The 12,132-nt window shown below is 68.3% G+C and carries 11 protein-coding genes and 1 pseudogene; 6 read left to right on the top strand and 6 right to left on the bottom strand.

Annotated elements, in window-relative coordinates; translation table 11 throughout:
* Positions 1-7 precede the first annotated feature (7 nt).
* Positions 8-286, top strand: a complete 279-nt coding sequence (locus VHS75_RS16955) for a hypothetical protein (RefSeq protein ID WP_329639794.1) — start codon at positions 8-10, stop codon at positions 284-286.
* A gap of 71 nt (positions 287-357) precedes the next feature.
* Here VHS75_RS16955 and glmS read toward each other — a convergent pair whose 3' ends face one another.
* Positions 358-2,178 (bottom strand): glutamine--fructose-6-phosphate transaminase (isomerizing), encoded by a 1,821-nt coding sequence (gene glmS, locus VHS75_RS16950; RefSeq protein ID WP_329639793.1) that lies wholly within the window; start codon positions 2,176-2,178, stop codon positions 358-360.
* A 118-nt stretch (positions 2,179-2,296) separates the two neighbouring features.
* Between glmS and glmM the strand changes: the two genes are divergently transcribed.
* Positions 2,297-3,655, top strand: coding sequence for a phosphoglucosamine mutase (gene glmM, locus VHS75_RS16945; protein ID WP_329639792.1), 1,359 nt, complete (start codon positions 2,297-2,299; stop codon positions 3,653-3,655).
* Positions 3,656-3,773: 118 nt separating this feature from the next.
* On the top strand, positions 3,774-3,935 hold the full coding sequence (locus VHS75_RS16940) for a hypothetical protein (protein ID WP_329639791.1): 162 nt from the start codon (positions 3,774-3,776) through the stop codon (positions 3,933-3,935).
* Positions 3,936-3,971: 36 nt separating this feature from the next.
* Here the strand turns inward: VHS75_RS16940 and VHS75_RS16935 are convergent, their stop codons facing one another.
* A complete protein-coding gene (locus VHS75_RS16935; protein WP_329639790.1) occupies positions 3,972-5,279 on the bottom strand; it encodes a UDP-glucose/GDP-mannose dehydrogenase family protein in 1,308 nt (435 codons plus the stop codon).
* Positions 5,280-5,530: 251 nt separating this feature from the next.
* Here VHS75_RS16935 and VHS75_RS16930 point away from each other — a divergent pair, with 251 nt between their 5' ends.
* Entirely contained in the window at positions 5,531-7,024 is a 1,494-nt protein-coding gene (locus VHS75_RS16930; protein WP_329639789.1) for a Do family serine endopeptidase, read from the top strand.
* Positions 7,025-7,105: 81 nt separating this feature from the next.
* On the opposite strand, the gene VHS75_RS16925 is transcribed toward VHS75_RS16930, so the two are convergent.
* The 4 genes from VHS75_RS16925 to VHS75_RS16910 all read right to left on the bottom strand — a co-directional run bounded on the left by VHS75_RS16925 (position 7,106) and on the right by VHS75_RS16910 (position 11,094).
* On the bottom strand, positions 7,106-8,110 hold the full coding sequence (locus tag VHS75_RS16925) for a hypothetical protein (RefSeq protein WP_329639788.1): 1,005 nt from the start codon (positions 8,108-8,110) through the stop codon (positions 7,106-7,108).
* Positions 8,111-8,261: 151 nt separating this feature from the next.
* Positions 8,262-9,764 carry a phosphomannomutase/phosphoglucomutase gene (locus VHS75_RS16920; RefSeq protein WP_329639787.1) on the bottom strand — a complete coding sequence of 501 codons (1,503 nt, stop codon included), beginning with the start codon at positions 9,762-9,764 and terminating at the stop codon, positions 8,262-8,264.
* A 90-nt stretch (positions 9,765-9,854) separates the two neighbouring features.
* Positions 9,855-10,835: a KpsF/GutQ family sugar-phosphate isomerase gene (locus VHS75_RS16915; protein ID WP_329639786.1), complete on the bottom strand. Its 981-nt coding sequence runs from the start codon at positions 10,833-10,835 to the stop codon at positions 9,855-9,857.
* A 13-nt stretch (positions 10,836-10,848) separates the two neighbouring features.
* A complete protein-coding gene (locus VHS75_RS16910; RefSeq protein WP_329639785.1) occupies positions 10,849-11,094 on the bottom strand; it encodes a hypothetical protein in 246 nt (81 codons plus the stop codon).
* A 104-nt stretch (positions 11,095-11,198) separates the two neighbouring features.
* Here VHS75_RS16910 and VHS75_RS16905 point away from each other — a divergent pair, with 104 nt between their 5' ends.
* Both VHS75_RS16905 and VHS75_RS16900 read left to right on the top strand, forming a co-directional pair.
* On the top strand, positions 11,199-11,912 hold the full coding sequence (locus tag VHS75_RS16905) for a 2,3-diphosphoglycerate-dependent phosphoglycerate mutase (RefSeq protein WP_329639784.1): 714 nt from the start codon (positions 11,199-11,201) through the stop codon (positions 11,910-11,912).
* Between the two features lie 51 nt (positions 11,913-11,963).
* A pseudogene (locus VHS75_RS16900) lies at positions 11,964-12,132 on the top strand (hypothetical protein); the annotation flags it as partial.

The raw sequence follows: 12,132 nt of genomic DNA, 5'->3' as shown, positions 1-12,132 counted from the left end.
CCTTTCCATGAATATGCGTATCATCACCTCCGTCGCCGTCGCCGCTGGTCTGGCCCTGAGCCTCTCCGCTTGCCAGAAAAAGGCCGACGACGCCGCCACCACGACGACCACGACCGCCACGGATTCGGCGGCGGCTCCGGCCGCGGCGACCCCGCCGGCCGCTGACGCTTCCGCGACCGCTCCGGCCGCTGCCGCTCCGGCCGCTCCGGCCGCCGACGCCGCTGCCGCTCCGGCCGCGCCTGCCACGGGCTCGATGTCGTCGACCACGACCACGACCAAGAAGTAAGTCTTAAGACCCTCTGGGTCTGGACTAGGCGCGGCCGCCCCCTAACCGGGGCGGCCGTTGTCGTTTGGGCCCTATTCGACGGTGACCGACTTCGCCAGGTTCCGGGGCTGGTCCACGTCGGCGCCCTTCTGGACGGCGACGTAGTAGGCCAGCAGCTGGATCGGCGCGGCCATCACCAGCGGCGCGATCAGGGGATCGCTCTTAGGCGCGGTGACCACCACCCGCGCGCCGGCCGGGGCGTGTTTCTGGCCCTCCGGATCGGTGATGAACACCACCTGGCCGCCGCGGGCCATGACCTCGCTCATGTTCGAGGCCGACTTCTCGAAATAGCTGTCGAAGGGCGCCAGGATGACGATCGGGGTCTTTTCGTCGACCAGAGCGATGGGGCCGTGCTTCAGCTCGCCGGCGGCGTAGCCTTCGGCATGTATATAACTGATTTCCTTTAGCTTTAATGCCCCCTCCAGGGCCAGAGGGTACATCGGCCCGCGTCCCAGGAAGAGCACGTCGCGCGCCTTGGCGATCTCCACCGCCACGGCCTTCACGGCGTCTTCCAGGTTGATCGACTCGGCGATCAGCCGCGGCGCGCCCAACAGCACGCGCACCAGGCGCTGTTCTTCCGCCACATCGATCCGGCCCCGCGCGCGGGCGGCGGCGACCGCCAGGGCCGTCAGCACGCTGATCTGCGCGGTGAAGGCCTTGGTGGAGGCGACCCCGATCTCCGGCCCGCAATGGATCGGCCAGACTACATCGACCTCGCGGGCCATGGTGGATTCCTGGGCGTTGACCACGGCGGCGGTCTGCATGCCCTTGGCCTGGCAGAGGCGCAGCGCGGCCAGGGTGTCGGCGGTCTCGCCGGACTGTGACATGCCGATGGCCAGGGTGCCGGGCTTCAGCGCCGGCTCGCGGTAACGGAATTCCGAGGCGATCTCGACGTCCACCGGCAGGTCGGCCAGCTGCTCGATCAGATATTTGCCCAGCAGACCGGCGATATAGGACGTGCCGCAGGCGACCACCTGGATACGCTCCAGCGCGGCGAAGTCGACGCCCCCGGGCATGGCCGCGCGGTCAGCCAGGGTGTCCACATAGGCCGCGATCGTGCGCTGGCACCCCTCCGGCTGGTCGTGGATCTCCTTTTCCATGAAGTGGCGGTAGTTGCCCTTTTCCACGAGGGCGGCGGAGGCGGCGACGGTGCGAACCTCGCGCTCCACGGCGTGGCCCAGGGCATCGAAGATGCGGGCCTTGCCGTGGTCGATGGCCACGTAGTCGCCTTCCTCGAGGTAGGCGATCTTGTTGGTGAAGGGCCCGACCGCCAGGGCGTCGGAGCCGATGAACATCTCCCCTTCGCCATAGCCGACCACCAGGGGGCTGCCCTTGCGGGCGCCCATCACGAGCTCATCCTCGCCGTCGATCAGCACCCCGATCGCGTAGGCGCCGCTAAGCTGGTCGAGGGCGGCCTTCAGCGCAGCTACCGGCTCCTTGCCCGACGCCAGCTCCGAATCGATCAGGGCGGCGATCACTTCGGTGTCGGTCTCGCTGTCGAACGTGCGGCCATCCGCCTTCAGCATCTCGCGCAGCTCGGCGTAGTTCTCGATGATGCCGTTGTGCACCAGGGTCACACGACCCTGGGTGTGCGGGTGGGCGTTACGGGTCGAAGGCCCACCATGGGTCGCCCAGCGGGTGTGGCCGATGCCGACGGTGGCGTTCAGCGGGTCGGCGGCCAGCACCTCTTCCAGCGCCTTGATCTTGCCCGCCGCTCGGCGGCGCTGGACATGTCCGTCCACCACGCCTGCGACGCCGGCCGAATCGTAGCCGCGGTATTCAAGACGCTTCAGGCTGTCGATCAGACGTTCCTGTACGGAGCTTCGCCCAACGATGCCGATGATGCCGCACATGGGGTAAGACGTCCTTATGTGGTACTGCGTCACGGGTTGAGCCGCAGCGAAGCGGCTTTATCATCCGCCGCAACCACGTCGACTAAATCTGGGTTTCGGATCGTTTCGAGAGCACCCGATGAGCAAACGCGCCTACTTCGGCACTGATGGCATTCGCGGCGAAGCCAACCGCTTCCCCATGACCGCGGAGGTGGCTCTGCGCGTCGGCATGGCGGCAGGCAAGCTGTTCATGTCCAAGGATGACCGCCGCCATCTGGTGGTGATCGGCAAGGACACCCGCCTGTCGGGCTACATGATCGAGCCGGCTCTGGTGGCGGGTTTCACCTCGGTGGGCATGGACGTGCGTTTGTTCGGGCCGTTGCCGACGCCAGGCGTGGCCATGATGACGCGCTCGCTGCGCGCCGACCTGGGCGTGATGATCTCGGCCTCGCACAACGCCTTCTCCGACAACGGCATCAAGCTGTTCGGCCCCGACGGCTACAAGCTCTCCGACGGCCAGGAGCTGGAGATCGAGGCTCTGATGGACCAGGGCCTGCAGGAGAACCTCGCCCAGCCTATGGGCCTGGGTCGCGTGCAGCGGATCGACGACAGCCAGGCGCGCTATGTGGAGATCGCCAAGGCGACCTTCCCGCGCCGGCTGAGCCTGTCGGGCATGCGCATCGTCATCGATTGCGCCAACGGCGCCGCCTACAAGGTCGCCCCCGAGGCGCTCTACGAGCTGGGCGCCGAGGTCATCCCAGTGGGGGTCAGCCCCAACGGCTTCAACATCAACGAAGAGGTCGGCTCCACCTCCCCGGCGGCCATGCAGAAGCTGGTCAAGGACTACCGGGCCGACATCGGCATCGCGCTGGACGGCGACGCCGACCGGCTGGTGATCTGCGACGAGAAGGGCCTGATCGTCGACGGCGATCAGATTATGGCCCTGATGGCCGCCGACTGGGCGCAGCGCGACAAGCTGCGCGGCGGCGGCGTGGTGGCGACGGTGATGTCGAACCTCGGCCTCGAACGGTTCCTGAAAGCCCGAAAGCTGACGCTGGAGCGCACCCCGGTGGGCGACCGCGCGGTGATGGCGCGCATGCGCGAGGGCGGGTTCAACCTGGGCGGCGAGCAGTCCGGCCACATCATCCTCTCCGACTTCTCCACCACCGGCGACGGCCTGCTGGCGGCCCTGCAGGTGCTGGCCGTCCTGAAGGAGAGCGACAAGCCGATGAGCGCACTGGCCCGTCAGTTCGAGCCCGTGCCGCAAAAGCTGGAGAACGTCCGCTTCGCCTCCGGCAAGCCGCTGGAGAACGAAGAGGTCATCGCCGTGATGGCCAACGCCGAACAGCGGCTAAACGGGTGCGGCCGCATCCTGGTCCGGGCCTCAGGCACCGAGCCGCTGATCCGAGTCATGGCCGAGGGTGACGACGAGAAGCTGGTCTCCCAGGTGGTGAAGGAGATCGTCGGGGCGGTGAAGAAGGCGGCCGTCACCGCCTGACAGACCGGCGTTAACCTTTACGCACGGCAACCCTACCCAAGCACTAAGCATTGTGACATTCTCGTAATGTCCGAGCCGCTCGACCGGCTCGGCGTAAAAAGACTGCTTGGGAGCAAACATGGCCTACCACGTCACCTACGGGGGTGCGTCGAGGCGTCGGGCGAAGGGATTAAGCTCCTTGGCCTGTCTGGCGTTCGTCGCCCTTCTCGGAATGGCCTTCTGGGCCGGCGCGGTCTGGATCGGCCAGGCGCTGTTGCAGGTGCTGGCGCTCGGGTCCTAGCGACCGCGGCAGACCAGGCCCTCCGCCCGGGCCGTTTTAGGCGCCGGGTCGTCCCACGCTGCTGTAGGCGAAGCCCCGCGCGCGCATGTCGGCGGGCTTATAGATGTTGCGCAGATCGACCATCACCGGGGCCTTCATCAGGAGCTTGATGCGGTCCAGGTCGAGCGCCCGGAACTGATCCCACTCGGTGATGATGACCAGAACGTCGGCGCCCGCGGCCACGTCGTAGGGATCGTCCTTGAAGTCGACGCCGGTGAGCATCTGGCGCGCCTCATGCCCCTCGGGATCGAAGGCCTGCACCTTGGCGCCCTTGTCCTGCAGCGTCGGGATGATGGCCAGCGACGGCGCGTCGCGCATGTCGTCGGTATTGGGTTTGAAGGTGAGCCCGAGCACGCCGACCGTCTTGCCCTTCACGTGGCCGCCCAGCGCCTTGACCACCTTGCGGGCCATGGCGCGCTTGCGCTCGTCGTTGACCTTCACCGTAGTCTCGACCAGCTCCAGCGGCGCGCCGGCGTCGCGGGCCGTGCGGACCAGGGCGATCGTGTCCTTCGGGAAGCAGGAGCCGCCATAGCCGGGGCCGGCGTTCAGGAATTTTCCGCCGATGCGCCCATCCAGGCCGATGCCGCGGGCCACCTGCTGCACGTCGGCGCCCACCGCCTCGCAGAGGTCGGCCATCTCGTTGATATAGGTGATCTTCAGGGCCAGGAAGGCGTTGGCGGCGTACTTGATCAGTTCGCTGGTGCGTCGGTTGGTGAACAGGATCGGCGTCTCGTTGAGATAGATCGGGCGGTAGAGCTCGCGCATCACCGCCTGGGCCCGTTCGTCCATCGTGCCTACGACGACGCGATCCGGGTGCTTGAAATCCTCGATCGCCGCGCCCTCGCGCAGGAATTCGGGGTTCGAGACCACAGCGACGTCGGCGTCGGGGTTCACGCGCTTGAAGATCGCCTCGATCTCGTCGCCGGTGCCCACCGGCACAGTGGACTTGGTGACGACCACGGTGAAGCCTTGGACTAGGTTCGCGACCTCTTCGGCCGCGGCGTAGACGTAGGAGAGGTCCGCATAGCCGTCGCCGCGCCGCGACGGGGTTCCGACGCCGATGAACACCGCATCGGCTTTGCGCACGGCCTCGGTCGCGTCGGTCGAGAAGAACAGCCGCCCAGCCTTCACATTGCTGGCCACCAGCAGGTCCAGGCCCGGCTCGTAGATCGGGATGCCGCCTGACTGCAGGCGCTCGATCTTGCCCGCATCCTTGTCGATGCAGGTCACCGAGTGCCCGAAGTCGGCGAAACAGGCGCCGCTGACGAGGCCCACATAGCCCGTCCCGATCATCGCCACGTGCATTCAGGACTCCTCAAACCGGGGGTGCGGCGTGCTTTCAGCACGCCCGCGTGAATTCCGCCAGCCGAGGCGCGGCACAGAACGGAATTATATCGTGGGCCGGCGTTCCATTCGCGTTGCGACTTGGATCTTCGCCGCAAACCTGACGCGATAGCGCCTTGGACCTGACCCGAACCGGACATCGATCTGAACCATCGTTCGGCGAGACTAATGGCCTGAAGTTGGGTGTGGGCACGAAAGGTTCGATCAAAGGCATGGCTACTCGCAAGACTCTCACGACCTACGCGGTCGCGGCCGCGGCCCTGTGCGCCGCCGGCACGGCCGGCTACGCGGTGCACGCGGGCGTCGGTCCGGATGGTGCGGTGAATGCGCGTCCGATCCCCAACACGTCGGCGGCCGCGCCGGCGTCCTTCGCCGACATCATCCAGCGCGTGGCGCCGACGGTGGTGTCCATTGAGGTCGAGGGCAAGATCGGCCCGCGACAGATCGGTCTGGACGGCGATGACCAGGGCGACGGCGGTCCGCCGCAAGGCCTGCCACCCGAGCTGCGGCGCTTCTTCCAGCAGATGCCGCAACAGCAACAGCGGGCCCAGCCGATGCATGGCGCCGGCTCCGGCTTCTTCATCTCCGCGGACGGCTACCTGGTGACCAACAACCATGTGGTCGAAGGCGCCGACAAGATCACCGTCCACACCTCCGACGACCGCACCTTCACCGCGCGGCTAATTGGCCGTGACGCCGCCACCGACCTGGCGGTGATCAAGGTGGACGCGCGCGACCTGCCGTTCGTCAGCTTCGAGGAGCGCGGCAAGCCGCGGGTTGGCGACTGGGTGGTGGCCGTGGGCAACCCCTTCAACCTGGGCGGTTCGGCCACGGCCGGCATCGTCTCGGCCTTGGGCCGCAAGAACGTCTCCGGCTCCAACTACGTCGACTTCATGCAGATCGACGCCCCGATCAACCGCGGCAACTCCGGCGGGCCGACCTTCGACCTGTCCGGCCGGGTGGTGGGCGTGAACACCGCCATCTATTCGCCGTCCGGCGGCTCGGTGGGCATCGGCTTCGATATCCCCGCCGACGTCGTGGCCTCGGTCTCCAGGCAGCTGATCTCCACCGGCAAGGTGACCCGCGGCTTCATCGGCGCGTCGGTCCAGGACGTGACGCCGGAGATCGCCGACAGCCTGGGCCTGAAGGGCAAGGGCGCGCTGGTGGCGGAAGTCACCGAGGGCGGCCCGGCGGCGGCGGCGGGCGTCCAGCCCGGCGACGTGGTGCTGCAGGTCAACGGAACGCCGATTTCCACGGCCTCGGATCTGACCCGCGCTGTGGGTCTGGCCCGCGCCGGCGAGCCGATCCGCCTGCAGGTGCGCCGCGAGGGCCAGGTGCGCGAGATCACTGTGCGCTCGGGCCTGCGGCCCTCCGAGGAGTCGCTAGCCTCCAACGACCGCACCGCACCACGTGGCGGAGCGGCTGACGAAAGCCCCATGCTGGGCGCGCTCGGCCTGCAGGTCGCGCCCGACACCCAGGGCAAAGGCGTCCGCGTCGCGGGCGTCGATGACAGCTCCGACGCGGCCCAGAAGGGTTTGCGCCGCGGCGACCTGATCCTGCGGGCCGGCGACCGGGCGACCAACTCGCCCACCGACCTCAAGGCCGCCGTCGCCGAGGCCAAGAAGGCCGGCAAGAAGTCGGTGCTGCTGTTCGTCGCCCGCGGCGCCGTGCACACCTTCGTGCCGGTGGAGATCGGCCAGGGCTGATCGCCCTCCCGATCCGAACGGATATCGGCCTCCCGTCCCTCGGACGGGAGGCCGTTTTCGTCTGCGGGCCGTGTTCGCGGCCTAGATCAGGTTGGTGACCCAGGAGGGAAGCTCGGCGAGCTGGGTCTGCAGGCCGGCGACGTCCACCGAACCCTCGCCGTGGGCGATGGCGGTGTAGATTCCGCCGCCGCCCGGCCCCGTGGCGAACACTTCGAACGAGGTGTGGCTGCCGTGGTTCGTGGTCTCCTCGACCAGCCCGGAGCCGATCTGGGCGAAGCTCACATGGCCGCCCAACGCGATGCTGCTGGTCGTGCCGTCGGCGTTCACCTGCTCGGCCGCCGTGACGGAACCGCCGGTGCTGAAGGTGAACGCGGCCCGCTCCTGAGGCTCGACATCGAGGGCGGTGGCCGCTGAGCCCAGCGGGACGAACGTGGTCTGGTCGGAGGCGAGCGCGTAGAGCGTCTGGCCGCTGGGCTGGACGAAGGTCAGCGTCTCCAGCCCGTCGCCCTGGGCGAAGGTCTCGGTGATCACGCCGGTTCCGACCGTGAACATCGCGTCGGGCGGGATCGGCACGGCCTCGCTGTGGCTGTGCCCGCCCTCGCTGGTCGTGAACTGCTCGGCCGTCACCGTATTGCCGGAGACTGTGAAGGCGAACCCGCGGCCGCCGCCGTCGCCGGTCAGCGTCGTGGGCGAGTTCACGGCCTCGGTGACGCTGGCCACCTGATAGACGGCGGGATTGGACGCTTCCGCCGCGTAGTCGATCGTGGTGGTCGAATGCACGCCCGCCAGGGTCTCGGTGACGGTCCCGGTCCCGACCGTGAAGGTCGCGTCCGAGGGGATGTGCGGACTGAAGGTCTGCGATCCATCAGTCACCTGGATCGCGGTCACGGTCCCGCCGGCGATCGTGAACTGCAACGTCCGGTCGGCGTCTGCTTCGACGCGGTCGTCGAGGCCGCCCAGCAACAGGCCGACACCCAGGCCTTGCGGGCCGGCGTTCATGCCAAGGGCGTCGTCGCTGGGGCCCTGGCTGTCATTGCCATGGTCGCCGCTGTCGCCTTGAGCGTTTTGGGATTGGTCGTGGCTCATCGGGCATCCTCAAACGGGCGCGCGCGCATACGCACGTCACAACGATCAGCCCCTTGGGCGCGACAATGCTCGAGGTCGACTAAGGCTCCACGAAATCGAGTCCGGGCGGCGGGATTTCAAATAGAAACCCCACGGACACCATGGGCGCGGCTCAAATCTCTTGGTTGTAGGCGCCGACCTGCGGGCGCTTGGCGAGGCGCGGCTTCACCTCTTCGCGGAACAGGCGGCGCATGTCGTCCTCGCTTTGGGTCGACTCCACGACGACCACGATCTCGGGCTTGTTGGACGAGGCGCGGACCAGGACCCAGGACCCGTCCTCGAGCGCCACGCGCACGCCGTTGACGGTGATCAGGTCGGCGATTTTGCGGCCGAGGATCGTACCGCCGGCGTCGCGCAGCGCGGTGTATTCGGCGACCACCTCGTCCACCAGGCCGTACTTCACCTCGTCGGCGACGTGCGGGCTCATGGTCAGGGAGGTGTAGGCGACCGGCAGGGCCTTCTTCAGGTCCGAGAGCTTCTTGCCCGGGTTGCGGTCGAGCATCGACAGGATCGCCGCGGCGGCCACGATTCCGTCGTCATAGCCGCGTCCGATCGGCGGATTGAAGAAGAAGTGGCCGGACTTCTCAAAGCCCGCCAGCGCGCCCAGCTCGGCGGTCTTGCGCTTGATGTAGGAGTGGCCGGTCTTCCAGTAGACGGTCTTGGCGCCATTGCCCTTCAGCACCTCGTCGGTAGCGAAGAGGCCAGTCGATTTCACGTCGACGACGAAGGTCGCGTTCTTGTGCAGGCCCGACAGGTCGCGGGCCAGCATCAGGCCGATCTTGTCGGCGAAGATCTCCTCGCCCTCATCGTCCACCACGCCGCAGCGGTCGCCGTCGCCGTCGAAGCCAAGCGCCAGGTCGGCGTCGTACTGGCGCACCGCGTCGGCCATGGCGTGCAGCATGACGCTGTCTTCCGGGTTCGGATTGTACTTCGGGAAATTCCAATCGAGCTGGCAGTCCATCTCGACCACCACGGCCACGCCCATGCGGCGCAGGGCCTCGGGCGCGAAGGCGCCGGCCGTGCCGTTGCCGCAGGCGCAGACCACCTTCAGCGGTCGGTCGATGCTCGCGCGGCTGGCGGCGTCGGCGATGTAGCGCTCGGCCACCCCATCCACATGGGCCAGGCTGCCGCCCGGCCGCTGCTTCCAGGTCCCGGAGAGCACGATCTCCTTCAGCCGGCCCATCTCGTCGGGGCCGAACGTGAGCGGGCGCTGGGCGCCCATCTTCACGCCGGTCCAGCCGTTCTCATTGTGGCTGGCGGTGACCATGGCCACGCACGGCGCGTCCAGGTCGAACTGGGCGAAATAGGCCATGGGCGAGGTGGCCAGGCCGATGTCCACGACCTCGCAGCCGGCGGCCACCAGGCCGATGGTCAGGGCCTGTTTGATGCTGAGCGAATAGGACCGGTAGTCGTGGCCGATCACGATCCGCTTCTGGCCCAGCTCGTGGATGTAGGTGCCGAGGCCCAGGCCCAGCGCCTGGATGCCCAGCAGGTTGATCTCCGGCCCGAACAGCCAGCGCGCATCGTATTCGCGAAAGCCGGTGGCTTTCACCAGTGGCAGGTTCTCGAAATCGTAGGTGTTGGAGACGAGGTCGGCGCGGGGAGCGGGCAGCATCGGAACTCCGAAATGGCTTGTGCGTCGCAGGGTCGGCGGGTGGGATACCGCGCAGGTCCTTCAGGAATGTGTATCGCCTGGGGCTCGGTTCTACATCACCCCGGCGCGCAACAGGTCGTGGATATGCAGGATGCCGACCGGCTTGCCGCCCTCGACGACGAACAGCACGGTGACGGCCGGCGCCGGATCGCTCATCAGCGCCAGGGCCTCGGACGCCAGCATCGATGGCGGCACGGTCTTCTTCGGACCCGAGGTCATCACCTGGCCGGCGGTATGGCCCATCAGGCCCTCGATATGGCGGCGCAGGTCACCGTCGGTGATGGCGCCCGCCAACGCGCCGTCCGGGCCGGTCACGCCGACGATCCCCCAGCGCTTCTCGGTCATCACCAGCAGGGCGTCCTGCATCGGCGTATCGGCGCCCACCAGTGGCAATTCGCCGGATCCATGCATCAGATCGCCAACGGTGCGCAGCATAGCGCCTAACTTGCCGCCCGGATGGAAGACCCGGAAATCCTGCGGCTTGAACCCGCGCCGCTCCAGCAGGGCGACCGCCAGCGCGTCACCGAGCGCAATTTGCAGGGTGGTCGAGGTGGTGGGCGCGTTCAACTCGTCGGCGGCCTCCGGCGCATCGGGGATCAGCAGCACGATGTCAGCGGCGCGGCCGAGGGCGCTGTCGGCGACGGCGGTGATGGCGATCAAGGGAATCGAAAACCGCACTGCATAGGCGATCACGTCCGCCAGCTCGCGGGTCTCCCCGGTCTTGGAGAGCGCCAGGATCACGTCGCCCGCGCCGATCATGCCCAGGTCGCCATGGCTGGCCTCCGTCGCGTGCACGAACATGGCCACCGAGCCGGTCGAGGCCAGGGTGGCGGCGATCTTGCGCGCCACGTGGCCGGACTTGCCGATGCCGGTCAGCACGATGCGCCCGCCCGTCTCGCCTGTCTGGACGTCGAACAGCGTCTCGACGGCCTTCGCGAAGGCCTCGTCGAGTTCGGCGCCCATCTGGCCCAGGGCCAAGGCCTCCGCCGCCAGCACGCGGCGGCCGACGGCGACGGCGTCGAACCCGGTCATTGCGTCTGATCCGTCATTGAGAGGGCGCGAGCGCCTGGGACTGCATGTCATGGAGCGCGGCGCGCTGCTGGTTGGTGCGCCGCTGCGCCGCCAGGGCCTCGCGCTGCATGGCCGCCTGCATCGCAGGCGTGCGCTGCACGGGCACGGAGCCGAAGGGTGCGGGCGAGCGGTCGCCCAGGCCCTGCGGCCAGATGCTGGCGAAGGCCACCGCGGCGACGGCGGCCAGCGCCAGGACGGGCAGGTAGAGACGGTCGAGCATGCCGGGTTCTATAACCGCTTCGCCCGCGCCGGACCAATGCGTTGGCGCAACGGCCGTCAGCGGATAGAAGGCGCTCCTCGCTTTTCGCCCACGGAGCCCGCGCCTTGCCCACCCTGATCCTGCTGCGCCACGGCCAGAGCCAGTGGAATCTGGAGGACCGCTTCACCGGCTGGGTCGACGTCGATCTGACCGCCGAGGGCGAGGCCCAGGCGAGGAAGGGCGGGGAGCTGATCGCGGCCGCCGGCGTCGCCATCGACCGCTGCTATACCTCGGTGCTGACCCGCGCGATCCGCACCTCCTGGCTGGCGCTCGCCGCCGCCGGGCAGGCCTTCGTGCCGGAGGTCAAGGACTGGCGCCTGAACGAGCGCCACTACGGCGGCCTGACCGGCCTCAACAAGACCGAGACGGCGGCCAAGCACGGCGCGGACCAGGTCAAGATCTGGCGGCGCTCCTACGACGTGCCGCCGCCGCCGCTGCCGCCGGGCGGCGAGTTCGACTTCTCCAAGGACCGCCGCTACGCCGGCGCGGTCCTGCCCGATACGGAGAGCCTGGAGACGACCCTCTTCCGGGTGCACCCCTACTGGGAGGCCGAGATCGCCCCCCGGCTCGCCGCCGGCGAGACCCTCCTGGTCGCCGCCCACGGCAATTCCCTTCGCGCCATCGTCAAGCTCCTCTTCGGCCTGGGGGGCGAGGAGATCGTTGGCGTGGAGATCCCGACGGGAAATCCGCTGCTCATCGCGCTGGACGGGGCCTTGAAGCCGGTCAGCGCGCGCTATCTCGACGCGGCTCGCGCCCAGCCGCTGCCGCGGGCTGGCTGACCGACGGCGACGGACCTTCTCGCCCTGTGGGAGACGGGACATGTTGTGCGGATGACCGACGACGAAACCTGGATGCGCCGCGCGATCGAACTGGCGCGGGCCAATGTCGGCAAGACCGGCGACAACCCCTCTGTCGGCTGCGTCCTGGTGAAGGACGGCGCCGTGGCCGGCGAGGGCGCGACGGCGGCCGGCGGCGAGCATGTCCCAGATGCTGTCGCCG

Source organism: Phenylobacterium sp., assembly GCF_036264965.1.
Taxonomy (GTDB): domain Bacteria; phylum Pseudomonadota; class Alphaproteobacteria; order Caulobacterales; family Caulobacteraceae; genus Phenylobacterium.
The sequence above is the reverse complement of the archived record's forward strand: the minus strand, read 5'-3'. Positions and strand labels throughout refer to the sequence as shown.